Source organism: Moraxella sp. K02, assembly GCF_041154755.1.
Classification (GTDB): Bacteria; Pseudomonadota; Gammaproteobacteria; order Pseudomonadales; family Moraxellaceae; genus Faucicola.
In genome coordinates this window covers 756,935-781,733 of record NZ_AP031590.1, presented here as the reverse complement: position 1 = coordinate 781,733, position 24,799 = coordinate 756,935, and the positions used below count along the sequence as shown (strand labels likewise).

The window sequence follows — 24,799 nt, the reverse complement described above, 5'->3', positions numbered from 1 at the left end:
AACTAAAAGGTAAAAATAAAAAAAGCGACTAAGTTAGTCGCTTTTTTTATCGCTCACAAAACCGATTATTGGTTTTGTTGTTGCTCTTTGATTAAGTCACCAATGGTTTTTGGTTGGTTATCAGCTGCTGCATTTGAACTTAATGCTTTGATAGCATCACGTTGCTCTGCTTCATCTTTTGCACGAACTGATAGGTTGATACCGCGAGTTTTGCGATCCACGCTGACAATTTTCGCTTCAACTTCATCACCGACGTTAAGTACAGTGGTCGCATCGTCTACTTTGTCTTGTTGGATTTCTGAAGCACGTAAATAGCCTTCTACGTCGTCAGCCAATTTTACTTTAGCGCCTTTGGCATCAACGTCAGTCACCACCCCTTTCACTACCGCACCACGATCATTTGATACTAGGTATTCGTTGAATGGGTCGCTGTTAAGTTGTTTGATACCTAAGCTGATACGGTTAGCTTCTGCATCTACAGACAAGATGACCGCTTCAACGGTGTCACCTTTATTGTAGTTACGAATCGCTTCTTCACCGCTTTCAGTCCAAGAAAGGTCTGATAAGTGAACTAGACCATCAATACCACCTTCTAGACCGATAAAGATACCGAAGTCAGTGATTGATTTGATAGTACCAGATACTTTGTCACCTTTTTGGTAGTTCTTATCAAACTCTTCCCATGGGTTTGGCATGGTTTGTTTGATACCTAGGCTGATACGACGACGGTCTTCATCGATATCAAGGATTTGAACCATGATCTCGTCACCGATTTGTACCACTTTTGAAGGATGGATGTTTTTGTTGGTATGATCCATTTCAGAAACGTGTACCAAGCCTTCGATACCATCAGCGATTTCAGCAAAACAACCATAATCAGTCAGGTTAGTTACACGTGCTTTAACGTTAGTACCTTTTGGATAGTTGTTAAGAACGTCTTGCCATGGGTCAGTGCCTAGTTGTTTTAGACCTAAGCTGACACGGTTACGTTCACGGTCAAATTTTAATACTTTAACTTTTAATTCTTGACCCACTTCAACTACTTCTGATGGGTGCTTGATACGGCGCCATGCCATATCTGTGATGTGTAATAGACCATCGATACCACCTAGGTCTACGAATGCACCGTAATCAGTCAAGTTTTTCACCACGCCGACCACTTCTTGACCTTCTTCAAGGTTAGATAGTAGTGCTTCGCGCTCTGCTGAGTTTTCAGATTCCATCACAGCGCGGCGGCTAACAACGACGTTGTTGCGTTTTTGATCCAGTTTGATGACTTTAAATTCTAACTCTTTGCCTTCTAAGTGCGCAGTGTCGCGTACTGGGCGAGTGTCCACCAAGGAACCTGGTAAGAATGCGCGTACTGAACCGATATCAACCGTGAAACCACCTTTAACTTTACCAGAGATAAGACCGGTTACGATCTCATTGTTCTCATAAATTTTTTCAAGTACGTTCCAAGTTTCAGCACGTTTTGCTTTTTCACGTGACAATTGGGTTTGACCCATGCCATTGTCAACCGTATCTACAACGACTTGAACTTGGTCGCCAACTGCTACTTCAAGCTCGCCTTGTTCATTCAAAAATTCTGAACGCGCAACGATACCTTCTGATTTTAGACCCGTATCTACGGTAATCCAGTCGCTATCAATCGCAACTACGGTACCTGAGATAACTGCACCGCGCTCTACGTCAAGTACTTGGCTTGCTTCAAACAGTTCAGCAAATGATTCCATCATAAAATTTACCTTTGTATAGCCGTAGCCTGTCCAGCACAGTACGGTTCAAATTAAGATTTTTTATAAACATAAGGCTGGTTTTAGTGCCTATAAAAAATCGATAAAACTTTTAAAAACAGTTAATTAATTGTCAAACCACGTTCAAGGCATAGTTGCCAAACTTGGTTAAACACTTGCTCAGCATCGATGGCTGAGCTATCAATCACTATCGCATCATCAGCAGGCTTAGCCGGTGAGGCACTGCGTGTACTATCACGCTCATCACGGGCAATAATTTGTGCCAAAATTTCGTCGAAATCTGCCTGTTTGCCAGCGTTGGTTAACTGACTGACACGGCGCTCGGCTCGTGCCTCAGAGGATGCGACCAGATAAACTTTCAGCGGCGCATCGGGAAAAATCACTGTTCCCATATCACGCCCGTCTGCAATCAAACCCTTTTTTGGGTTGCCTTGCGACGTCGCCATATTTTTTTGTAAATCCAATAGCGCTTGACGCACATTCGGGAATACCGCGACTTTTGACGCAAAGTTACCCACTTCTTCGGTGCGAATCACTTCGCTCACATCGTTGGCATTCACGAGCACTGTCACATGCTCTGAACCCGCTTTTGCGGCTGCAAACTCAATTTTCAACGATTGGGTTAAATCAGTTAGCGCAGCTTCATCAATGTTGCCGGTTAACAAACCCGCTTGGTGGGCTGCAAGCCCCACAATCCGATACAGCGCTCCTGAATCCAAAATTTGATAATCCAGCAGCTTTGCCAGTCTTGCCGTCAATGTACCTTTACCTGCGCCACTTGAGCCATCAACGGTGATGACGGGCAGGCTTGCGGTTAGATCAAAAGACGGTTGCGTTAACGATTGTGACATGCCATTCTTAGGAACAAAGCAAAAATAGTCGTATATTTTACGCCTGAAAGCTATTTTATACAAGTAATTTGACACAAGGATTGACTAAATTGCGTATCATTTTTTGCCAATGAAAAAATGCACAAAAAAGGCGCAGAAAATGAGAAATGCACCGATAAGCGGAGTGATGATTAACCATTGCGCGATAGAAGAAAAAAAGCTGGCGACTTACAGGATTAAGCATAAGCTCACCTTTAACAATCGCTGGCTTTTAACAATCACCTGCTAAAACTGCCAGAATTTCCAAAATTTATAGCGTAAAGGTGGGTTTATCTGAGCTGATATGACCTGCTAGAAGGCGGTCGACTTCGTTTTTGATGCGTAACCCTGCTTCATCTTTGCCAAGCTGTAACGCATAGCCTGCGGGGCGCTGTGCTTGTGCGCGGTGGTTGACCCACACCACTTTACCATGCAGCGGCATTCTCTCACTCGAATTTGGCAAAGTGATTGCCACAAAGGTTTGACTGCCTAGTTGTTGCTGCTGGTTTGTAGGAATAAATAACGCACCGTTTTCAATAAAAGGCAGATAGCTAGCATACAATTTTTCGATCGTATCATAGTTAATGGTGGTGATACCGCCACGAGATGGCATTGCCATAATCACTGTTCCTTTTACTAACGCATGGGGTTACCAACGCATGGTGAATGATAAATAATATAGATAATTGGGTAATATAGATAATTGAATAGATTAGCAATCAAGCATGGTGCTAAAAATTTTATCATAGCATAACTTATCTTGGATATGTTGCTGTCTATCTTGCCAGATTTGATCGATAACCCGTTGTAACTGGCTAATTTGCTTTAATGTCGGTGGTGGCTGCAGCTTGCCAAAATCCAAGTCATTGACTGACGCTGAGATACCGACGGCAAATTGCCCCAATGGCACTAACAAGGCTTGCGACAAGTACAAAAAATCCGTCAGTGTCAGCATTTTTTGCCAATAATTGCTGGCCTGCACAGGCGTACGTTGTCCACTACGAACCGCTTGAAAGCTGTTTATCCAAGTTTGGCGGTGTTGATACCATTCGCTGTTTAACATTTGCAGTGCCAAAAAGGGCGCATAACCAGACAATTCACTCACTTGTTGTAGCGTCGCAGTATCGGCATTTGGCATTAACTGCTGCATCGCTTGCATTGATTGATCGGGGGTGATATGGCTGACTGAAAATGACTGTAGCCGCGAGCGAATCGTTGGCAGTAGCTGCGAAGGACTATCGCTAATTAACAGCATCAACACATTCTCGGCAGGCTCTTCTAAGGTTTTAAGAAGCGCGTTACTGGCTGCTAGGGTCATCGCATCCGCTTGGTGAATAACCACGATTCTTAATCCGCCACTCGATTGCGTGACAAAGGGCTGTAATTCACGAATTTCGTCAATTTTGATGCTATAACCTGACTGATGGGTTGGGGCTTGCGCCACGAGGGTATTATTTGCTTTAGATTTAGGCGACGCGTCACGCGCCACGGTGGGTGTGGGAATTTGATAAAGATCGGGGTGGGTGTTGGCAATCAGCCACTGGCAGCTTTGGCATTGCCCACAGGCAGTTGTGGCACCTTGTACATTGTCCCGTTGATTCTCACACAATGCCCATGCGACAAACCGGTAGACAAAGGCGCGTTTCCCCGTCCCTGCATTACCTGCAAACAGCATTGCGTGCGGCAAGGCGTCTAGATGAGTGGTCAAATACTGCCAAGTTGGCTGTTGCCACGGCAGTAAATCCATAAACAGCCACTGCTGTATCACCTGTTGGTTGACGGGATCTGGATAGTAATACTGGGTTACTTCATTGGGTGTTGATTCGGTATTGGGTTGTTTGGTGCTTTTTGATTGAGAAATTATAGTCGATGCCATAGAAAAAAATCAGTCAACAGAGTAACCATAGTATAATCGCTACGGCTAGATAATCAATTAGGATAATCAGTCAGGTTGTTTTCTCGAATACATAAATGCGTTAACACGTAGCGTTATTTTATCCCTTACAGTCTTTAAACCTTGGCCCATAAGATTTTTGTTGCAAATAAATGATGGATTTTTTTTGATGAGTCGATTAAATTTTCATCTTAAGATATCTATTTTCGTATTTTTTCTTATAGTTGTGATTTACCCTATTTAAAAAAACGATTCAATTTTCTGTTTACTTCGAGGTTAGTTTGACGAATTTATCGCAACCTAATAATCAAGATGCTTTACTCAATACCCAACATCGTTATGATGCGGCGGATATGGCAGACCAATTAAAGGTGATGCCAACCTTAGAAGCGCGTTTAACTACTATTTTAAACGAAATCAATGCGCTGCGTGATTTTCCGCAAGTTACCTTATTTAAACAACTACTAGATACCCTGCGCAACCGTGCAGATGATGCTACAACCGCCAATGAGCAGATGGCATTATTTATTCGGCTACTACGCGGCAATCGTGTATGGGCAGAAGGGTTTTGTGTGTTTATGCTTACCTTGATTAATCGTTATCGTCAGGTGTCGCTATACACGGATTTGGGTATCTTGTCAGATGCTGGCTTTACTTCACAATTTTTTGATTTGGTGGGTGAAAAGCTATTACCCTCCGTACCCGATGACCGCGATTTGATTGGCTTATTTAACGCGTTTTTTGCCACACCAAAAACCCGCTACTGGGTGCGCTTAATCAATGAGCGTTGGTGGATTGAACTGATACTCATCCTTAAAGTACCCGCGGGCAAAGAAGCGTTAGTGCAAGCGCTTGAAGCCAATGTGCTCAAAGCCATTACTATTTTAACGGCGCGTATCAACGGCATCGGGCTCAATGCCGATTTAATAAAGGCATTTCCCAATCCGATTGACAATCAAGATACTTTTATTGCACTGAACCGCGAAGTCGCTGAATTTGTCAGTCAATACCAGCTCAGCATGCAGCCAGGGGATGAGCAAGCGATGCCCCAGCCTGAGGTGGATAGCAGTCAAATTTTAGTGTTGACCGACCAAGCGCGCACCATGATGCAAAACATCCGTCGCCGTATTCATCGAACGGGTATTACTGTGCGTACCACCAATATGTTGGTGCGCCTTGAGCAAAGCCTGCAGCGTCTTGAATTGTTGGTGTCACTGCTATCGGACAACGATCATATCAAGAAAAAAACCATCATAGAGCTCATTAACACGTTGTATGAAGATTCATACCACCGCAGTAGTTTTAGATATTTATTTGGCATCAATACCGCGCTGTTGTCGCGCCGTGTCACTGAGACGGCCAGTAAGGTCGGTGAGCATTATATCAGTACCGATAAAGCGGGCTATCGCCGTATGTATAAAAAAGCGGCATTGGGTGGTCTACTCATCGGCTTTATGGCGACCCTTAAAATCCTAGGGAAATCCCTACCCTTGGCACCGTTTGGTGTGGCTTTTTTAAACAGTATGATTTATGGTCTTGGCTTTGTGGCAATTCATATTATTGGCGGCACAGTGGCGACCAAACAGCCTGCCATGACAGCTGCCGCGATTGCTTCGACCATCTCAGAGGTAAAAGGGCGCAAAGCGGCGCAATTTACCAAGCTGACCGAATTGGTCGTTGATATCATGCGCACCCAATTTATTGCCATTATGGGTAATATTTCAATTGCCATGCCGATTGCGCTACTGATTTCATCCATGTGGCTGTATGGACTGGGTCGTCCGTTAACATCGGAAGCTAGCGCAGAGCATTTACTGCATGATCTTAACCCGTTTACCTCGCTTGCTATCTTTCATGCCGCGATTGCTGGGGTGTATCTGTATATTTCAGGATTGATTGCAGGCTATTACGATAATCTTGCAGTACACAACAAAATTGGTGAGCGTATCCGCAACCATCCTACCCTCAAACGGATGATGACACCTGTCACGTTATTGCGCTTTAGCGATTTTATCGAGCGCAATCTGGGTGCGATTATGAGTAACTTTCTATTCGGTTGCTTTTTGGGTAGTACGGCGACCATCGGTTATATTTTTGGCTTACCGATCGATATTCGCCATATTGCCTTTGCGTCTGCCAACTTTATTCACGGAATTTTTAACATTTATGCCAACACGGGCGAGTTTCCAGAAATCGGTATTATTTTGGTCAGTCTATTTGGGGTGATGGTCATCGGTATGATTAACTTGTTGGTGAGTTTTTCACTCGCCTTAATGACCGCCCTACGCGCTCGTAATGTGAAAGTCTTTGAGTGGAAATTCTTATTTGAATTGGTCGCCTCGCATTTGATGACCCAACCCTCTGACTTTTTTATCCCGCGTAAACAGCCGATGAACTATGCGCTCATCGATAGCGACGGTAATATTATCTATGATGACAAACCGATTGCAAACGATGGTAAAAATAATAAAGGACATAAAACTGCCCTGACATCACAGCCAGAAGAACATCCGCATGCTACTGCGCCCCATATCGACAATATCAGTCATACGGAAAAATTGACTGATGAAGAAGTTGCAGAGAAAAAACAGGCAATTAAAGAAAAAGTGGTGCAAAAGGCGGTCGACAATATCACCCCAAATGACACGGCAAGCAAACTACCTAAATAATTGATGAAACACTGAACACGATAGAAATATGATGACTTTTTCGGAAACTACAATGAACCAACCTGCGACCTCAATGAGTCCGACTCAATTGGCTCATCGATTAAATGAGCTATTAAAAATTAATGAATTCCAAGATTATTGCCCCAATGGTTTGCAAGTGGATGGTGGACAGCCGATACAGCACATCCTCACCGGTGTCACAGCCTCTGAGGCATTGATTGAACAAGCGATTGCGCACAACGCCCAAGCGATTTTGGTGCATCATGGCTATTTTTGGAAAGGTGAACCTGCGCCGTTAATTGGCATGAAAGGCAAGCGTATTCGTTTGTTGATGCAACACGGTATTTCCTTACTGGCTTATCATTTACCGTTAGATGCCCATCCCCAATTGGGCAATAACGCCCAATTAGCGTTAGCACTGGGCTGGACTGATTTGTCGCCGCTATACCCTAATGAAAAACATCCGATTGGTAATATCGTGAATTTAGCAGCGCCATTGTCGATTGCAGCGCTCACCAACAAACTATCGACTGCGTTAAGCCGTCCGCCCCTACATCTATCTGGGGGTAATCAAACAATTTCGCGCATCGGTCTGTGTACGGGTGGCGCACAAGATATGATTGAGCAAGCAGCCCAAATGGGTTGTCAAGCCTATATCTCGGGTGAAGTATCAGAGCGAACCACTCACATAGCCCGTGAGCTGGGTATTGATTATTTTGCCTGTGGACATCATGCCACTGAGCGAGGTGGCGTGCTTGCATTGGGGAATTATGTCAAAGAAAATCTTGCCTTAACCGTTGATTTTGTCGATATCGATAATCCCGTGTAAAATCGGGCAGTTTATTGAGTAATTATTACCCGTTAATTGCATTTTAGCGGGTTTTTTACGCTTTTTATCATAAATTTGCCTTTCGTTACGTTCAAAAACATGACGGGTAACTTTAATTTCACTACAATACCCCCATTGTTTCATATAACTAACTGTAATGCCATGCAGTAAATATTGTTATTGTTTATTTATTTTATGCGTGCCATACGTTACCCTACGTTAAATTCTTTAGGTAAGTGCTTGGGCTTATTAAATACTTTTTAGTTCGCCGGTATTTACAAAAATTTTAACCCTTTTTCGGGTTGTACTTGATTATTATTTATTTCGATAGTTTTCTACGATGGATAGGGAATTATCACCGTCCTAGGTATAAGGGGAGCCAACCTGTTTGGCTCTTTTTTTAGCGTTAAGTTAATAACGACCTATTTTGGATGGAAGCTTTTTTGGTGAGAGTTAGGATAGAGTTAGATAGTTAGAAGCCATGTACTTATGTGGCTTGGCTGACTGGTGCTTAGTAAATTAGTACTTAGTTAACTGGTACTTGGTTTGACTGGTGCTTAGTTTAACGGTTGCTTAGTTTAACGGATACTAGGTTTAACTATCGATTCGGTTCTTAGTTTCATAAAATGTTTTCATTTGGCATAGTTGTTTTTTATTAATTTAACGTATCTAACGTATGTGCACCGTGGAGTGACACATGCCGCTAAACTCATCATTTGAGTATTGTGATGATTTGGCTTTGACCTATCCTGCGTCGATTTCGATGTCGGTCAAAGCATTTTTAAGCCCTTTAACTTTATACCCGTTTCAACACCCTTTATTACGCTTTAGTAAATACGCGACCCAATTTAAACGCTTGCAATTCTTCCCGATTCAATTCAAGCCTTGTTTGGGTGGGGTGATGTCGCCAAAAATTGCCCAGTCTTGTGTGCCAGCGGTGTATAGCCATGTGCAAGATTTGGCGCAACTGGCTAATCCGTCCGCTCGGCTCATTAATCGCTTTATCAAGCCGCTAAAATGGTTGGGCGCCAGTAAAAAGCTGGCAGCTGTGATGGGGATTGGTTTGCCCTTAGCTTATGTTGCCACCCAGATGGGTGTTACTGACAAAGTCGTTAATGGCAATGCTATCAATACCCTTGCCTCACCTACTAGCATGGTTGCAGCACCAAAAATGGCGACTTTTGATAGTATCCTATCTCAAAAGCAGCTGCGTATTGCCACCGTCAATGGTAATACCACTTATTTTGCTCAAGATGGTTTTGAGCACGGCTTTGGCTATGATGTCATGCGCCATTATGCCAAGCGATTGGATGTTACCCTGAGCACACAAGTGTTTGCCAGTGATGCGGACGCGATGGCGGCTGTCAAAACGGGTAAAGCCGATATCGCCTTGACCAATGGGTCAGATTATCAAAATGCGACTGCGTTATCATCGCTGAGTCTAAGCTGTGACAAAGATTATTTATCAAAGCAGGGGCTCAACGAACATGTTGCCATACAGCTAAACCCCAATGATGCCAAACTCAACAATGATGTAAAAAACTTCCTGTGTGGCGGTCAATCGCTCACCCGTAACCAACATTTAGCGGCGTTTTATAGTCAAACAGCATTGGCAGAGCCGTTTAATCAACAACACTTTGCCGATACCATGACACGCGTGTTGCCCATTTATGAACCATCTTTTAAGCAGACCGCAAACAAATACCGTCTTGATTGGGAACTGCTTGTGGCAATGGGGTACCAAGAATCGCATCTGGATGCAGAAGCCACTTCGCCAACGGGTGTGCGCGGTATCATGATGCTGACCAATGCCACTGCCGATGCGATGGGCGTTGATAATCGGACTGACCCGACCCAGAGCATCCAAGGCGGCGCTAAGTATCTCAGTCAGCTGCAACATGAATTTGCCCAAGTGCCAGCATCGGAGCGAGTATGGTTTACCCTAGCGGCATACAATATGGGTCCACAAGCGATTAAAGATATCCAGCAGATTTTGCAAAAGCGCGGTATTGATAGCAACAATTGGGCAGCCGTGTATCAGTATTTAAAAGTCAATAGTCAAAGCAATAGCCGTTACGTGCAGTGCTTAGATTACGTCACCCATATCCGCAGTTATTTGGAAGCGTTAAAATTGGACAAAGTCAATCATCGTCAATTGACTTGATGCGTGTGGGTATAAAAAACTACACATTTTCAAAAAAGAATGGTTTAACGCCATTCTTTTTCTTATGCTATCACTTCGTCGTTTTTAAAAATTACTGACTTACTGTTAACATTATTAACCTAAGGATAGCACGTGACCAAGCTCCAGAATCAGCCCCACACTCAATCAAGCACTCAGCCTGTTTATACCACCCAATACCGTATTTATTTGGAAGATACCGATGCAGGCGGGATTGTGTATCACGCCAATCATTTAAAGCTGTTTGAGCGTTGTCGTCGCGATTGGTTACGTGAATTGGGGATGACCAGTTATTTTTATCAAGCGCATTCAGCCGAGGCTGTGAGTCACGACGTTACTCACCATAGCGATAGTGGCAAACCAGATATCCAATTTGTAGTCAGCCAAGCCAACATCCGTTATGTGCGTCCGATTCTGCTTGATAGCGAAGTCACCGTTGTGATTGAGACAGCAGACTGCAAATCTGCGTCATTACAGCTTGAGCAGCGAATTTATGATACCCACCAGCAGCTTTTAAGCCAAACCGAGATAAGTATTGTATGCGTGGCTACCCATAAAGATGAAAAAGGGCAAACCCAAGTTCGCCCTACCCGTTTGCCCAAAGCATTTGTACAGCTGCTGCAGCTCGCTCGGTAACTTTTGGTTATTTTGCTTTACAAGTTTGACAGGTAACTTGCTCATCTTCTAGGCGGTATGCCATCATACTACCGCCCCACACACACCCGGCATCCGTGGCTCTGGCATTTGCCAAATCCACTTTGGCTTTTAACGCTGCCCAGTGACCAAATAAGATTTTGCGTTCGCGCGGCACTTGCCATTCAAACCACGGACGAAACCCCTCTGGCATTTTATCATCCAGACTGGATTTAAAGCTAAACTCTAGCGTCCCGTCCATTTGACACAGGCGCATACGGGTAAAATAATTGCAAATCGCTCGCATACGCGCGTAGCCTGTCAGCATATTTGACCAAGGAACAGCGGTATCGCTATACAGGTTTGGCAGCAGTCTATCGAGTTGCCATAAGCTACTTTGTAGCTGAGTTTGCAATTCTGACGCATGCATGGCTGCTTGGGTAATACTCCAGTTTGGTGGGATGCCTGCATGCACCATCACAGTTTTATCATTAGGATAGACAAGCAGCGGCTGGCGACGAAGCCAATTGAGTAATTCATCACAATCTGGGGCGTCAAAAATCGCTTGGGTTCTATCCTTTTTCTTAATCTTTATGACACCACGCCATACCGCGATTAAGTTAATATCATGATTGCCCAACACCATTTCGGCAGCACCGGCTTGGCAAAGACGTTTTACCAGACGCAGCGCGCTCAGCGAGTCTTCACCGCGTGCAACGATATCGCCGACAAACCATAATTTATCTTGCTTTTCATCAAAACCAATCTGCTTGAGCAGTGCCTGCAAATCGGCATAACAGCCTTGAATATCGCCAATGACAAATTGATGTCGAAAACCCATAACACCTCATAACATCTTTAAAGTAAAATTTTAAACAGCTATAAAAAAATTAACCATTTGCCGCCATGCCGTTTGCCGCGATGCCATTAGACAAGGTCACAAAATCTTGTACTGATAACGTCTCAGGACGCGCCAGTGGATTAAGTCCCCACGCCACAAGCTGGTGTTCTGTGACCGCAGGCAAAATCGGCGACTTTTTAAAAATCGCCCGCAGTGTTTTACGGCGATGATTAAATGCCTCACGCACCACAAGGGCAAACAGCTTTTCATCGTCAGCCACAATCGGTTTTTGTTGATAAGGTCTGAGTCGAAATACCGCACTCGTCACTTTGGGTGGGGGGTTAAATGCCCCATTTGGCACCGTCAGTAAATAATCAGTTTCACAATAATACTGCATCATGATGGATAAACGACCATATTCTCGGCTATCCACCGCTGCGGTGATGCGATCCACCACTTCCTTTTGTAGCATAAAATGCATGTCTTCAATGACATCGGCAAAACTTAGTAAATGAAACAATAACGGCGTAGAAATATTGTATGGCAAGTTACCCACAATGCGCATTTTTTTGTCAGGCGCAGCATTAGGGTTATCGCCAATGATTTGCTGGAATAGCGCACGGTAATCCACTTCCATAGCATTGGCTTTGACAATGGTTAAGCCCTCATTGCTATTGGCACCAATACGAATGCGCAAGCTGTCTGCCAAATCGGTATCAAGCTCGACAACGGTCAAGCGATTGACTTCCTTGAGTAGCGGCTCAGTAATCGCGCCCATGCCTGGACCAATTTCAACCATCAAATCATCGCGACCTGCATGAATACTGTCAATAATTCTCCCAATAATCACCTGATCATGTAAGAAATTTTGCCCAAAACGTTTTCTAGGCTGATGCGATAAAAAAGCAGAGACCGTCACTCAACACATTCCTATAAAAATGAAATAATTATCAATGTTGTGCAGTCTACGATAACATTCACCGTAATCAGACACAAATCACTATCAAACTGCTCATTATAGCATAGCTTGACCTTCAATCATGACAATTTCATGACAACTCGAGACGCTCGCAATAGCATGACAACAATCTGCCCAATCGCTTAATTTGAATTTTTTTAGTTTATATCATGCTACAAATTTTTGATGGGTTAAATTTTTGATGGGTCTATTTTTTGATGCGTCAATCGCCTGTCGAATTCTGATGACTAAGTTGTTATAATGCAACCAATTTAACTAATCCTTTATTTAGTGAGCATTGTATGGGCTTTAATTGTGGTATCGTCGGACTGCCAAATGTTGGTAAATCAACCCTGTTTAACGCATTGACCAAAGCTGGGATTGCGGCAGAAAACTTCCCGTTTTGTACCAAAGATCCCAATACTGGGATTGTGCCTGTACCCGACCCACGTCTCAAACAACTTGCCGATATCGTCAAACCTGAGCGCGTTGTGCCCACCTCAATGGAGTTTGTGGATATCGCAGGTCTTGTGGCAGGCGCATCCAAAGGCGAAGGCATGGGTAATCAGTTCTTAGCCAATATCCGTGAAACAGATGCGATTGCCCATGTGGTGCGCTGTTTTGATGATGACAATGTGATTCACGTCGATGGACGCGTCAACCCATTATCCGATATCGAAACCATCAACACCGAACTTGCCCTAGCTGACCTTGAAGCCGTGAGCCGTGCGATTATCAATGTCGGTAAAAAAGCCAAAGGCGGTGATAAAGACGCCAAAGCTATGCTCGATGTGTTTAACAAAATTGAGCCATTTTTAGCCGATGGTAAGCCTGCGCGCATGGCAAATCTGGATGAGGATGAGAAAAAAATCATCCGCAGCTATGGTTTAATCACCCTAAAACCGACCATGTATATTGCCAACGTGGCGGAAGATGGCTTTGACAACAATCCTTATCTTGACCAAGTACGGGAATTTGCGGCAAAAGATGATGCGTTGGTCGTCGCACTGTGCAACCAAATCGAATCTGAAATCGCCCAGCTGGATGACGATGAAAAACAAGAGTTTTTAGAAAGTATGGGTATGACTGAAGCAGGGCTTGACCGTGTGATTCGCGCAGGTTACGAGCTGCTTAATATGCAAACGTATTTTACTGCAGGGGTCAAAGAAGTGCGCGCTTGGACGGTCAAAGTCGGTGCGACTGCCCCTGAAGCGGCAGGCGTGATTCATACTGACTTTGAGCGTGGCTTTATCCGCGCCGAAGTGATTGCGTTTGATGATTTTATTGAATACAACGGTGAAAAAGGCGCGGCAGCGGCAGGTAAATCTCGCCTCGAAGGTAAAACCTACATCGTGCAAGATGGCGACGTGATGCACTTTAGATTTAATGTCTAAATTGTGTACTCATAGGCTAATTGACATAATATGATTGATATAAATAGGCAATTTTAGTTGCCTATTTTTGCAAGTTTATTTTCTAAAAACGCTTGACTTGTATTGCAAGTCACTATCTTAATCCTTATAATATGCGTTCGTAATTTTGAGAGCCCTCGTTTCCCAGACACTCACTCTCAACTATTAACTCAAAAAGGTTTTTAAACATGAAAACTATCAGTGCTAAACCACATGAAGTGACACACGATTGGTACATCGTCGACGCTGAAGGTAAAACATTAGGTCGCTTGGCGAGCGAAATCGCATCACGCTTACGTGGCAAGCATAAGCCTTCTTACACCCCTCACGTTGACACAGGCGATTATATCGTTGTGATTAATGCTGAGAAAGTTGCTGTGACTGGTAAAAAAGCGCAAGACAAAAAATACTACCGTCACACCGGTTATCCAGGTGGTATCAAAGAGACTAACTTTACCAAACTTATCGCACACAAACCCGCTGACGTACTTAACAAAGCCGTTAAAGGTATGTTGCCAAAAGGTCCATTGGGCTATGCGATGATTAAAAAGTTAAAAGTTTACTCAGGTACTGAGCATCCTCATACGGCTCAACAACCTCAAGTATTAGATATCTAAGGAGTAACACATGGAACGCAATTACGGTACAGGTCGTCGTAAAACTTCAACAGCTCGTGTGTTCTTATCTGCGGGTACAGGTAACATCGTCGTCAACGGTAAACCACTTGATCAATACTTTGGTCGTGAAACATCAGTAATGGTTGTTCGTCAACCTTTAGAATTACTAGATGCTGCTAGCAAATATGATATCTATGTGACTGTAAAAGGTGGCGGTATCAATGGTCAAGCAGGCGCGATTCGCCACGGTATCACCCGTGCATTGATTGAGTCAGATGACACTTTAAAACCAGCGCTTAAAGAAGCGGGCTTTGTGACTCGTGACGCGCGTGAAGTTGAACGTAAAAAATTGGGCTTACGTAAAGCACGTAAACGTCCCCAATTCTCAAAACGTTAATATTTTTCGTGGTCGAAATTCTCGTATCGACCGCGTTTTTTGGCGTTTACAAAAAAGACTCTTGTTTACCGCAAGGGTCTTTTTTATTTACCTTAGGTAATTTATTTTATTGCAAAAATAGCATAAAATAGCAAAATTAGCGTAATTTAGGCACAGCTAAGGTGGCAATTCTGTAACAACTGATTTACAATAGCCACAAACCCAGTGTGGGGATATGATTACCCACTTCATTAATCTGGAGGAGTTCTTAATGAGCCATGCCGAAGGCGTCGACGTTAAGCGTCGAAGAGTTTTAATCGCATCTACTGCCGCTATGGGCGCAGTCGGTGTCGCTGCTATTGCTACGCCGTTTGTGCGTTCATGGTACCCAAGTGCAAAAGCAGAAGCTGCGGGCGCACCTGTTAGCCAAGACCTAAGCAAACTCGAAGCAGGACAAATGATTGTTGTCAAATATCGTGGTAAACCGATTTTTCTTGTCAAACGTACCAAAGAGATGATGGATAATTTATCAAAAGTAGAATCATCACTTGCCGATCCAAAATCAGAAGCTTCATTACAACCTGACTACTGCAAAAATAATACCCGCTCAAAAGACAATAGTGAAGTTCTAGTGTGTGAAGGGGTTTGTACTCATCTAGGCTGTGCGCCAAATTATCGACCAGAAGTTGGTGCCGCTGATTTGGGTGGCAGCAGTTGGGTTGGCGGATTTTTATGCCCCTGTCACGGCTCAAAGTATGACTTAGCTGGACGTGTTTATAGTGGTCAACCTGCGCCTCGTAATTTGCCAATTCCTGAATATAGCATCAGCGGTACTATCTTAACGGTGGGGGCATAATATGAGTGCAAAGAAATTTATGCATTGGGTGGATGCGCGCTTTCCAGCGACAGAAACTTATGAATACCATATGTCAAAGTATTACGCACCAAAGAATTTCAACTTTTGGTACTTCTTTGGCGTATTATCGATGGTGGTATTGGTCAATCAGTTAGTGACGGGTATTTGGCTCACCATGATGTTCAACCCAAGTGCAGAAGGCGCATTTGCTTCTGTAGAATACATTATGCGTGATGTACAAGGTGGTTGGTTAATTCGTTATATGCACTCAACTGGTGCTTCGGCATTCTTCGTGGTCGTGTATCTGCATATGTTCCGTGGCTTGTTATATGGTTCATACCAAAAACCCCGTGAACTGGTTTGGCTCATCGGTATGGGTATCTATCTGTGCTTAATGGCAGAAGGTTTCTTCGGTTACTTATTACCTTGGGGTAATATGTCTTTCTGGGGTGCGCAGGTTATTTTGAACTTACCAGCCGCGATTCCATTTATTGGTGATGCATTGGGAGAATGGGTAAAAGGTGACTATATCATCTCTGGTATTACCCTAAACCGCTTCTTCGCGTTACACGTTGTTGCGATTCCTTTGATTTTAGTGGGTCTGGTATTTGTTCACTTGGTAGCATTACACCATGTTGGTTCTAATAACCCAGATGGTATTGATATCAAAAAACTTAAAGATAAAAATGGTGTACCCCTTGATGGCGTGGCTTTCCACCCCTACTACACTGTGCATGATATGATTGGTATCGTGGTATTCTTTATCATTTTCTTTACCGTGGTATTCTTCTTCCCAGAAGGCGGCGGTTTCTTCCTTGAGCCACCAAACTTTGAAGCAGCAAACCCACTTAAGACACCTGCTCACATTGCCCCTGTTTGGTACTATACGCCTTTTTATGCAATGTTACGTGCAACTCCGTCTATGTTTGGTTCAGCCCTGCCGGGTGTTATTGTGATGGCAGCATCAATTGCTATTTTATTTGTATTGCCTTGGTTAGACAAATCGCCTGTGCGTTCAATGCGTTATAAAGGTATTTTGTCAAAAATTGCGCTTGCTATCTTTGTTGTTAGTTTCTTGATCTTAGGTTACTTAGGGGTAATTCCATCAAGTGATACCGCAACGATTGTGGCACGTATTTGTACTATTTTGTATTTCTTGTTTTTCTTGCTAATGCCAATCTATACATCGATTGAAACTTGCAAACAGCCACCTGAACGTGTAACTGGAGGTCACTAATGAAAGCGGTTAAAAAATTAGTTGCTGGATTGGGTTTGACAGTTGCATTGGGTCTCGGTGCTACCTCAGCTCAGGCTAGTGCAGAAGGCTGTGGCACTTACAAAACAGTTGATGGTAAAGACGCGCATTTGGCGTGTGAAACCGCTCCTGTAGATTTGACCAATAAAGCGTCTATTCAACGTGGTGCCTCATTATTCATGAGTTACTGTGCAGGCTGTCACTCAGCACAGTATGTTCGCTACTCAAAAATGTACAAAGACTTGGACATTCCAAAAGAGTTGGTGGAAAAATACTTGATGCTGACCACTGACCAAGTCGGTGACCATATCAATGCAGGCGTAGACCCAGAGCTTCAAAAGGCTTGGTTTGGTGCACAGCCACCTGACTTGTCACTTGAAACCCGTCTACGTGGTAATGATTGGGTTTATACTTACTTGTTAGCCTTCTATGAAGATCCAAGTCGTCCTTGGGGTGCCAACAACATCGTACTGCCGAATGTTGCCATGCCGTTTGTTCTTCATGATATGCAAATGAACACCTCAAAAGAAGAATATCGTCGTAATATTGGTGATATCGTCAACTTTATGGCGTGGATGGCAGAGCCGCAAGCGCACCAACGTAAAGTATATGGTTTTTGGGTCATCTTATTCTTACTTGCGTTACTAATTCCAGTGTACTTACTCAATAAAGAATTTTGGAAAGACGTTAAATAAGGGTTGATATAAAAATTAAATAATGGTTGATATAAAAAAAGGTAGCTTAGGCTGCCTTTTTTTATGCGCATCTATTGCTTGGTTGCTACGATAACTTTCACAGTTATTGCTAATTCAGTCATTTTAAGCTAGGCTTATCCTTTACGCTGATACAGCTTATTATTTTTAACTATGTTGACCCCTACTTCGAATACCCCGTTGATTTATGCCGATGATGGCTATCTAAGTCACCAATTAAGACTGGTTTTACTTGAGAAAAAAATAGAATTTAGCGAGACGAACATTCGTGATGATGAGGATTTTGCCGAAGATTTACCTGATATCAACCCTTACAACACGCTACCGGTATTTATTCATCGTGAATTGATTTTATATAACAATCGTATTATTTTTGAATACCTTGAAGAGCGCTATCATCAGAACAAACTGCTACCTGAAAATCCGATTGAAAAGGCACAATACCGTCAATTATGGTGGCGCATTGAGAAAGACTGGATTAAATTGGCAGATACGCTATTAACCCATAAAGATACATTAGATGTCAATCAAGCAAATATTGCCAGAAAGCAACTGACTGAATCACTGGTTACCATAGCGCCGCTGTTTGCCCATAAAGCTTTTTTTCTTTCAGATACCATGGGTGTATGTGATTGCATTTTATCATCGATTTTATATCGCTTAAAACCCATGGGTATTGAATTGCCGCTGCACCTGTGCCGTCCGTTGTATCAATATATGGAGCGGATGTTTAATCGCCCAACGTTTAAAACTAGTTTAAAATAGTAATCATTAAAATAAGAGAATCACCATGGAAAACGACTTTCAACTAACCCCGACTCGCCCTTATATGGTACGCGCTATTTTTGAATGGCTTGAAGACAATAACTTAACCCCACATATCATGGTCGATGCCACACAGCCCAATGTCACGGTGCCTATCGAATATGTGCAAGATGGTCGTATCGTCCTCAATATCGCCAGCCGGGCTACAGGTAATTTGGTCATTAATAATGATTTTATTAATTTTCATGCGCGATTTGGCGGTGTTTCGCAAGAATTATGGGTACCGATGCAAGCGGTGATGGGGATTTATGCCAGAGAAAATTCACAAGGCATGTTCTTTGACCCAACGGAATACGATAATGCGCCACAATCTGAAATCAACGCCAGTCAACCAGCCCAATCCACCGATACACAACGCCCAAAACGTCAAAACAAAGCAGGGTTAAAAATCTTGGATTAGTGGATTGTCACTGGCAATATGGGTTTAATTTTGTTAAAATAATCAATTACTTTTTTAGTTTTGAATAGGATAACCATCGTCATGGCACGTGTCACTGTAGAAGATTGTCTAGAAAATATCCACAACCGTTTTGATTTAATTCTTGTTGCCAGTAAACGTGCGCGCCAAATCGCACGCGGTGTATCAGAACCTATGGTTGAGCGTGAAAATGATAAACCAACCGTACTTGCCCTACGCGAAATCGCTGAAGGCCTTGTGACTAAAGAGATTTTAAACCAACCTGAGCGCGAATTGCCTAACAAATTTCACCATGTTGATTTGAGCATTTCAAGTGGTCATGGATTCTAAGGCTAGCTTAAGCCACTGTTAATAGTTAGCGACTATTATTTTATAAAGAGTCACCTTTTTCGGGTGACTTTTTAATTGAATGAATCTTGGAATTATATGTAACTTAGCTTGACAATTCGCAGTAATTTTGCGAATAATTAAGATATCTTTATAATACGTTTTTGCTAACTTTAGCTGGTTTGATACCAGCTATTTTTATCCAACCGTTTTTTATGATAGAGTTAACTGCTGACCAGGACAATATGAATTTTTTAGCAGGTTAAACCTATCGATCGTACGTTGAGGGCGCATTTTTGAATATATCAACTTTACCAAAATTAAGCCATCCTGATGTGGATATTGCACAGTTTGACCTAATGCGTGTATTGGATTATTTGGATGATGACGAACAGCAAATTGTTCTCAAAGCCTGTGCCTTTGGCGACCAAGCCCATATCAAAGATAAACGCAAATCTGGCGAGCCTTATATCACCCACCCTATGGCGGTAGCGGAGATTTTGGGTAGTTTTCGCATGGATGTCGATACCATCGTGGCGGCGATTTTGCATGATACCGTTGAAGATACGCCTACCACTGAAGAAGATTTGACCCGAGAATTTGGCAAGCCAGTTGCCCAAATCGTCAATGGTGTCACCAAATTAAAATCCTCCAATGAAAAACATATCAATAAAGCCGCGACTTTTTATCGCATTATTACTGCAACGCTAGAAGATCCGCGCGTGTTGATTGTCAAATTGGCGGACCGCCTGCACAATATGACTACCATCGAAGCGGTGCCCGAAAAAAAACAACAGGCAACCGCACAAGAAACATTGGATTTTTATGTACCGTTTGCTCGTACGCTTGGGCTTAATGATTTAGCCGACTATATCGAGATTTTATGTTATCGTAGCCTAAATGCGCCCATGTATAACAAGTTATCCGATAAGCTTATGCAGCATGGCTTGGGGCGCACCTTTCAACAAGAAGCTATTCATAATTATTTAAATATTGTTTTGAGCCGACTGGGCGTTAAAGGTTATGTCAAAGATGTCGATAACCGTGTGACTTTGTTTCGCCAGTTTTTTAAAAACCGCGGCGAAATCACCGATTTGCTGTGGCATTATGAATTTATGTTGGTCATGGATAAAGTGGAAGAATGCGACCAAATCGCCAAGTATTTTATCAATAAATACCAAATTGCGCCTGAGTGTATCGAAGACAATATTCGCCATCCACGTGCGGGGGGCAACCAATCGTTTACCATTACCTATAAAAACGACCATGACACCATCAAAGTGGTCATTCTGACTAAAACTATGCTCAAGACTACCCGTTTAGGGATTTTGATGGGTGAAGCAGCATCGCCACTTAGCCAGTCGGTGATTCAGGCCTCTCTACGCAATCTGCAAAACTTGATTGCCGACAATGAAAGCGATATCGAAGAGCAGCCATCCGATGCGGTGACGGTGGTCGATAAACTGATTGATTATCTTCACGAACGTAAAATTATTTGCTATACCCCAAACGGTGACGCCTATGAGTTGCCGCGCGGCTCCACAGCGCTTGACTTTGCCTATACTATCAGTACCCATATCGGTAACCGTGCAACGGGCGCTGAAATCAATGGCGTCGAAGCCAAACTGGGTACGATTTTGAAAACTGGCAATAGGGTCAAAATTCATACTGACCCCAATGCGATTCCAAAAGCGGAGTGGCTGGGCTTTGTGGCAACCAATAAAGCGCGGCGTGCGTTGTTTGAATGGTTAAAAGGCTTAAATCCAGAGCAAAAAGAGCACGAAGGTAAAACCGCCTTTGAGCGCGCGCTTAAAACGCAAAATCTTTCACTCGCTGATGTGAGTGATGAACAATGGCAATTGCTACTTGATTGGCGTGGCTTACAGGATAAAAGCGCGTTCTTTACGGAGTTTACCACAGGTAAATTGCTACCGCAGATTGCCGTTTCGCGCTTATTGACCCAAGAGCAGCTTGCCAAAAACCAAGCCAGCGCCCATGCCGCCAACCAACCGCAAAGCTTGATTGCGGATGCCGCCAATATGGAGATGAATTTTTCCAGCTGTTGTCATCCTGTGTATGGCGACCCGATTGTCGGGCATATTTCAAAAAATGGCTTGGTGGTGCATCGACATAAATGTTTTTCAATTGATGAAATTCGCCGTGTCAATGAATACCAAGTGATTCCGCTACATTGGCGAGTGTCTAACAGTGAGGATGAAGTATCGAAGCGTATTTATTTTGATGCTGCGTTAAAAATTAATCAAAACTTAACCGATGAGCAAATCAGTGATTTAATCTTTATTGTGCGCGATACTCAGGCGGGTTTTGAGTATATTGAACAGCGTAATGGCCATACCTTGCTGTTTGTGGTGGTGCAAAGCCGTGCCCAGATTGCAAGCTTAATTCAGCGCCTCCGTACCTTCTTGGGCTACCCCAATATTGTAAGACTGTATCAATGGAATGACGAAGTGCTACTTTCTCAGAGCCAAAACACGTCTGCGCCAAGAAATAAAGATATTTTATAAACCCATCATACTGTAATAGGAAATAATATGAGCCGTGACATCATTCATACTGACAATGCCCCTGCTGCGGTCGGCACTTATTCACAAGCTGTGAAGGTTGATAAGACTGTTTATATTTCAGGTCAAATCGGACTCGACCCAAACACCATGACCCTAGCCGATGGCTTCGTTAATCAGGCCAACCAAGTCATGTCAAACATCGATGCTATCTGCCAAGCCGCAGGCGGTTCGCTTGCCAATGTGGTGAAATTTAATGTTTCGCTCACCGATTTGGCAGATTTTACGGCCTTAAATGAGATTTTTGCGGCGCGTTTGTCTGCCCCTTACCCTGCCCGTGCCGCGGTGCAAGTGGCTGCCTTGCCAAAAGGTGCGGTGATCGAAATTGAAGCGATTTTGGTTTTAGATTGATTTTGGTTTTAGATGAATGTTAACCGGATCAAATGGAAGGTGAGTTACAAGACTTGCCTTTTTTTATGTCAAATTTTTGCCCATCTGACCACAGTTTAACGTATAGAATTGGGCTATAATTCAACCCTACAACAATTTTTAAAGGTGTGTTTTGCTAATCCAAGTTGCCTTACCTGTCCCCATTGATTCGGTGTTCGATTATCGCGTTGTGGGCGATGCGTTGCCCGCGATTGGCTGCCGCGTCCGAGTACCGTTCGGTACACGCAAATTGGTCGGCATTGTGGTGGCGCATATTGAGCACAGTCAGCTTACGCAAAATGCGATTAAACCTGTATTGGACATACTTGATGAAGTGCCGATTGTCGATGAGGCATTGTTAAAACTCGCTTATTGGCTGTCTGCTTATTACTGCTATCCGCTTGGCGATGTGTTCGCTGTCATGCTGCCGACTTTGATTCGCCAAGGGATGACGCTCGACTATCGACAATTATGCTGGCAACAATTACGTGATGCCACTGACGATGATTTTTCTGCCAGTGCAAAAAAACAACGCCAACAATTTACTTTATGTGAATTGGTCATCAACTCGCATGGCAATTCACATCGCAATTCGCATGGCAATGCCACAAAACTTGTAACTGAGTTTGCGCTGATAGACCATGGTGTCGAACCCGCTTATTTAAAAAAATTTGAGCAAAAAGGTCTGTTTGCGCCTGTTTATCAAATGCCATCTTTACCCAAGCTTGCTAAGCTTGCCACCACGCCGCTCACTTTAAATTTGCAGCAACAACAAGCGGTGCAAAAAATTACCCACGCCTGCCAGCAGCCACACTATGAAGGTTTTTTGCTCAATGGCATTACGGGAAGTGGCAAGACCGAAGTGTATTTGCAGGTGATGCAAACGGTACTGGCGCAAGGCAAACAAGTACTTATCTTAGTGCCAGAAATTGGGCTTACCCCACAGACCCGGCAGCGATTTGCCGAACGATTTGACGCCCAAGTATTGATGCTACATTCAGGGCTTAATGACACCATACGGCTTGATGGCTGGCAACAATGCCGACTGGGCTATGCGCAAATCATTATCGGTACGCGTTCGTCAGTGTTATATCCATTTGCCAATTTAGGGCTAATTATTGTCGATGAATCGCATGACCAATCTTACAAACAGCAAGACTCACTGCGCTATCACGCCAGTGATGTGGCGCTCTATCGGGGGTTTCAGCTTAATTGCCCGGTGATTTTGGGCACCGCGACGCCATCACTTGAAAGCCTATATCTGGTACAACAAGGTAAACTCACCGAGCTTACTTTGACCCAGCGTGCAGGCGATGCCAAACCTGCCATCATGCAGCTGATTGATGCGCGCCAACAAGCATGGCAAAACGGTTTGGCGCAAAGCTTAATTCAAGCCATTCGGCAAACGTTAGATAAAGATGAGCAAGTATTGGTATTTTTAAACCGTCGTGGCTACGCGCCCATCTTATTGTGTGATGCTTGCGGTTGGCAAGCAGACTGCCCGCGCTGTGATGCGCATTTGACAGTGCATTTTCAGCCAGTGGCAATGCTAAAATGCCACCACTGCGATTGGCAACAGGCCATCCCGACACATTGCCCCAGCTGTGGTAGTAGCAATCTTGACCCTGTGGGCATGGGTACGGCGCGGATGGTTGAAGGGTTAACTGAGCTTTTCCCCGATGTGCCTGTGATTCAGATTGACCGCGATACCACGCGTAAAAAAAACAGTTGGGAGCAAGTGTATCAGCGTATTGCTGACAATCCCAAAGCCATTTTGGTGGGCACGCAAATGGTGGCAAAAGGGCATCATTTCCCCAATGTGACATTAGTAGCAATTCCCAATGCTGACCGCGGTTTTTTATCGTCAGATTTTCGCTCGCCTGAGCATACCGCCCAGCTGATTATACAAGTGGCCGGTCGTGCAGGTCGTGCCGATAAAGCAGGTTTGGTACTGATACAAACCCTGCAACCTGAGAATCTCGCGTTACTGACTTTGGTACGTGAAGGATATCTGAGTTTTGCCCAGCAATTATTGGTCGAGCGGCGCATGTTGGGATTGCCGCCATTGACTTACGCTTGTTTGGTACGGGTGGAAAGCAAATCGCTAGAAAACAATCAGCAAATTTTGCATCAAGCGATTGCGCTATTGCCATCACGCCATCACATGACAGCCTTGGGTATTGCCATTAATGGCCCGGTAGATGCGCCGATGGCAAAGAAAAACAGTCGCTATCATTCGCATTTATTAATTTTGACCAAAACACGCCACGTTCGCCAGCAGCTATTATCGGACTGGTGGCGACAGACGATTGCGTTGCCATCGGCAAAGTATGCCAGACTGTCGATTGACATTGATCCGATGAGTTGGTCTTAACCTGACTTGCAAAACCATTGCTTTTGCTAAAGCGCTTATTTTA

22 protein-coding genes are annotated in these 24,799 nt (G+C 43.7%); 16 read left to right on the top strand and 6 right to left on the bottom strand.

Translation table 11 applies throughout. From position 1 onward, the window contains the following. Positions 1-65 precede the first annotated feature (65 nt). The 4 genes from rpsA to ACAM39_RS03565 form a co-directional block, all read right to left on the bottom strand. Entirely contained in the window at positions 66-1,736 is a 1,671-nt protein-coding gene (gene rpsA / locus ACAM39_RS03580; protein WP_369628564.1) for a 30S ribosomal protein S1, read from the bottom strand. 122 nt (positions 1,737-1,858) lie between these two features. Continuing rightward, positions 1,859-2,608 carry a (d)CMP kinase gene (gene cmk / locus ACAM39_RS03575; RefSeq protein ID WP_369628244.1) on the bottom strand — a complete coding sequence of 250 codons (750 nt, stop codon included), beginning with the start codon at positions 2,606-2,608 and terminating at the stop codon, positions 1,859-1,861. A gap of 289 nt (positions 2,609-2,897) precedes the next feature. Beyond that, a complete protein-coding gene (locus ACAM39_RS03570; protein WP_007116499.1) occupies positions 2,898-3,245 on the bottom strand; it encodes a PilZ domain-containing protein in 348 nt (115 codons plus the stop codon). Positions 3,246-3,338: 93 nt separating this feature from the next. Then, positions 3,339-4,502, bottom strand: a complete 1,164-nt coding sequence (locus tag ACAM39_RS03565) for a DNA-directed DNA polymerase (protein ID WP_369628243.1) — start codon at positions 4,500-4,502, stop codon at positions 3,339-3,341. A 299-nt stretch (positions 4,503-4,801) separates the two neighbouring features. On the opposite strand from ACAM39_RS03565, the gene ACAM39_RS03560 reads away from it, so the two are divergent. The 4 genes from ACAM39_RS03560 to ACAM39_RS03545 all read left to right on the top strand — a co-directional run bounded on the left by ACAM39_RS03560 (position 4,802) and on the right by ACAM39_RS03545 (position 10,836). Continuing rightward, positions 4,802-7,189 carry a site-specific recombinase gene (locus ACAM39_RS03560; RefSeq protein ID WP_369628242.1) on the top strand — a complete coding sequence of 796 codons (2,388 nt, stop codon included), beginning with the start codon at positions 4,802-4,804 and terminating at the stop codon, positions 7,187-7,189. Between the two features lie 52 nt (positions 7,190-7,241). Further along, positions 7,242-8,018: a Nif3-like dinuclear metal center hexameric protein gene (locus tag ACAM39_RS03555; RefSeq protein WP_472828225.1), complete on the top strand. Its 777-nt coding sequence runs from the start codon at positions 7,242-7,244 to the stop codon at positions 8,016-8,018. Positions 8,019-8,715: 697 nt separating this feature from the next. Further along, positions 8,716-10,182: a transglycosylase SLT domain-containing protein gene (locus tag ACAM39_RS03550; RefSeq protein WP_369628241.1), complete on the top strand. Its 1,467-nt coding sequence runs from the start codon at positions 8,716-8,718 to the stop codon at positions 10,180-10,182. 132 nt (positions 10,183-10,314) lie between these two features. After that, on the top strand, positions 10,315-10,836 hold the full coding sequence (locus ACAM39_RS03545) for a thioesterase family protein (RefSeq protein WP_369628240.1): 522 nt from the start codon (positions 10,315-10,317) through the stop codon (positions 10,834-10,836). A gap of 7 nt (positions 10,837-10,843) precedes the next feature. On the opposite strand, the gene ACAM39_RS03540 is transcribed toward ACAM39_RS03545, so the two are convergent. After that, a complete protein-coding gene (locus ACAM39_RS03540) occupies positions 10,844-11,674 on the bottom strand; it encodes a symmetrical bis(5'-nucleosyl)-tetraphosphatase (protein ID WP_203171636.1) in 831 nt (276 codons plus the stop codon). 49 nt (positions 11,675-11,723) lie between these two features. Next, positions 11,724-12,593 (bottom strand): 16S rRNA (adenine(1518)-N(6)/adenine(1519)-N(6))-dimethyltransferase RsmA, encoded by an 870-nt coding sequence (gene rsmA / locus ACAM39_RS03535; RefSeq protein WP_369628239.1) that lies wholly within the window; start codon positions 12,591-12,593, stop codon positions 11,724-11,726. Between the two features lie 341 nt (positions 12,594-12,934). Between rsmA and ychF the strand changes: the two genes are divergently transcribed. From ychF to ACAM39_RS03475, 12 genes are all read left to right on the top strand, one after another. Further along, complete coding sequence (gene ychF / locus ACAM39_RS03530; RefSeq protein ID WP_159769376.1) at positions 12,935-14,026, top strand: redox-regulated ATPase YchF; 1,092 nt, start codon at positions 12,935-12,937, stop codon at positions 14,024-14,026. Positions 14,027-14,232: 206 nt separating this feature from the next. Continuing rightward, a complete protein-coding gene (rplM, locus tag ACAM39_RS03525) occupies positions 14,233-14,661 on the top strand; it encodes a 50S ribosomal protein L13 (RefSeq protein WP_036601896.1) in 429 nt (142 codons plus the stop codon). 10 nt (positions 14,662-14,671) lie between these two features. Beyond that, entirely contained in the window at positions 14,672-15,058 is a 387-nt protein-coding gene (gene rpsI / locus ACAM39_RS03520; RefSeq protein ID WP_036601893.1) for a 30S ribosomal protein S9, read from the top strand. A 250-nt stretch (positions 15,059-15,308) separates the two neighbouring features. Next, positions 15,309-15,893: a ubiquinol-cytochrome c reductase iron-sulfur subunit gene (gene petA, locus ACAM39_RS03515; protein WP_065263382.1), complete on the top strand. Its 585-nt coding sequence runs from the start codon at positions 15,309-15,311 to the stop codon at positions 15,891-15,893. Between the two features lie 19 nt (positions 15,894-15,912). Then, positions 15,913-17,130, top strand: coding sequence for a cytochrome b (locus ACAM39_RS03510; protein WP_175405749.1), 1,218 nt, complete (start codon positions 15,913-15,915; stop codon positions 17,128-17,130). After that, on the top strand, positions 17,130-17,843 hold the full coding sequence (locus ACAM39_RS03505; protein ID WP_369628238.1) for a cytochrome c1: 714 nt from the start codon (positions 17,130-17,132) through the stop codon (positions 17,841-17,843). The genes ACAM39_RS03510 and ACAM39_RS03505 overlap by 1 nt, the downstream gene beginning before the upstream one ends. Before the next feature lie 171 nt (positions 17,844-18,014). Beyond that, a complete protein-coding gene (locus tag ACAM39_RS03500; protein ID WP_159374404.1) occupies positions 18,015-18,626 on the top strand; it encodes a glutathione S-transferase N-terminal domain-containing protein in 612 nt (203 codons plus the stop codon). A 25-nt stretch (positions 18,627-18,651) separates the two neighbouring features. Beyond that, complete coding sequence (locus ACAM39_RS03495; RefSeq protein WP_315264002.1) at positions 18,652-19,086, top strand: ClpXP protease specificity-enhancing factor; 435 nt, start codon at positions 18,652-18,654, stop codon at positions 19,084-19,086. A gap of 81 nt (positions 19,087-19,167) precedes the next feature. Next, a complete protein-coding gene (rpoZ, locus tag ACAM39_RS03490) occupies positions 19,168-19,434 on the top strand; it encodes a DNA-directed RNA polymerase subunit omega (protein WP_036601878.1) in 267 nt (88 codons plus the stop codon). 356 nt (positions 19,435-19,790) lie between these two features. Continuing rightward, a complete protein-coding gene (locus ACAM39_RS03485; RefSeq protein WP_369628562.1) occupies positions 19,791-21,956 on the top strand; it encodes an HD domain-containing protein in 2,166 nt (721 codons plus the stop codon). A gap of 27 nt (positions 21,957-21,983) precedes the next feature. Beyond that, the gene (locus ACAM39_RS03480; protein ID WP_219298882.1) at positions 21,984-22,364 is read left to right on the top strand and encodes a Rid family detoxifying hydrolase; all 381 of its coding nucleotides are present in this window, start codon (positions 21,984-21,986) and stop codon (positions 22,362-22,364) included. Positions 22,365-22,515: 151 nt separating this feature from the next. Next, positions 22,516-24,756 (top strand): primosomal protein N', encoded by a 2,241-nt coding sequence (locus tag ACAM39_RS03475; protein WP_369628237.1) that lies wholly within the window; start codon positions 22,516-22,518, stop codon positions 24,754-24,756. Positions 24,757-24,799 lie beyond the last annotated feature (43 nt).

What these genes read in the sequence shown, in the direction of transcription:
- rpsA (WP_369628564.1), bottom strand. Translation starts at nt 1,736, where the DNA reads ATGGAATCATTTGCTGAACTGTTTGAAGCAAGCCAAGTACTTGACGTA.
- cmk (WP_369628244.1), bottom strand. Translation starts at nt 2,608, where the DNA reads ATGTCACAATCGTTAACGCAACCGTCTTTTGATCTAACCGCAAGCCTG.
- ACAM39_RS03570 (WP_007116499.1), bottom strand. Translation starts at nt 3,245, where the DNA reads ATGGCAATGCCATCTCGTGGCGGTATCACCACCATTAACTATGATACG.
- ACAM39_RS03565 (WP_369628243.1), bottom strand. Translation starts at nt 4,502, where the DNA reads ATGGCATCGACTATAATTTCTCAATCAAAAAGCACCAAACAACCCAAT.
- ACAM39_RS03555 (WP_472828225.1), top strand. Translation starts at nt 7,242, where the DNA reads ATGAACCAACCTGCGACCTCAATGAGTCCGACTCAATTGGCTCATCGA.
- ACAM39_RS03550 (WP_369628241.1), top strand. Translation starts at nt 8,716, where the DNA reads ATGCCGCTAAACTCATCATTTGAGTATTGTGATGATTTGGCTTTGACC.
- ACAM39_RS03540 (WP_203171636.1), bottom strand. Translation starts at nt 11,674, where the DNA reads ATGGGTTTTCGACATCAATTTGTCATTGGCGATATTCAAGGCTGTTAT.
- ychF (WP_159769376.1), top strand. Translation starts at nt 12,935, where the DNA reads ATGGGCTTTAATTGTGGTATCGTCGGACTGCCAAATGTTGGTAAATCA.
- rplM (WP_036601896.1), top strand. Translation starts at nt 14,233, where the DNA reads ATGAAAACTATCAGTGCTAAACCACATGAAGTGACACACGATTGGTAC.
- rpsI (WP_036601893.1), top strand. Translation starts at nt 14,672, where the DNA reads ATGGAACGCAATTACGGTACAGGTCGTCGTAAAACTTCAACAGCTCGT.
- petA (WP_065263382.1), top strand. Translation starts at nt 15,309, where the DNA reads ATGAGCCATGCCGAAGGCGTCGACGTTAAGCGTCGAAGAGTTTTAATC.
- ACAM39_RS03510 (WP_175405749.1), top strand. Translation starts at nt 15,913, where the DNA reads ATGCATTGGGTGGATGCGCGCTTTCCAGCGACAGAAACTTATGAATAC.
- ACAM39_RS03505 (WP_369628238.1), top strand. Translation starts at nt 17,130, where the DNA reads ATGAAAGCGGTTAAAAAATTAGTTGCTGGATTGGGTTTGACAGTTGCA.
- ACAM39_RS03500 (WP_159374404.1), top strand. Translation starts at nt 18,015, where the DNA reads ATGTTGACCCCTACTTCGAATACCCCGTTGATTTATGCCGATGATGGC.
- ACAM39_RS03495 (WP_315264002.1), top strand. Translation starts at nt 18,652, where the DNA reads ATGGAAAACGACTTTCAACTAACCCCGACTCGCCCTTATATGGTACGC.
- rpoZ (WP_036601878.1), top strand. Translation starts at nt 19,168, where the DNA reads ATGGCACGTGTCACTGTAGAAGATTGTCTAGAAAATATCCACAACCGT.
- ACAM39_RS03485 (WP_369628562.1), top strand. Translation starts at nt 19,791, where the DNA reads ATGCGTGTATTGGATTATTTGGATGATGACGAACAGCAAATTGTTCTC.
- ACAM39_RS03480 (WP_219298882.1), top strand. Translation starts at nt 21,984, where the DNA reads ATGAGCCGTGACATCATTCATACTGACAATGCCCCTGCTGCGGTCGGC.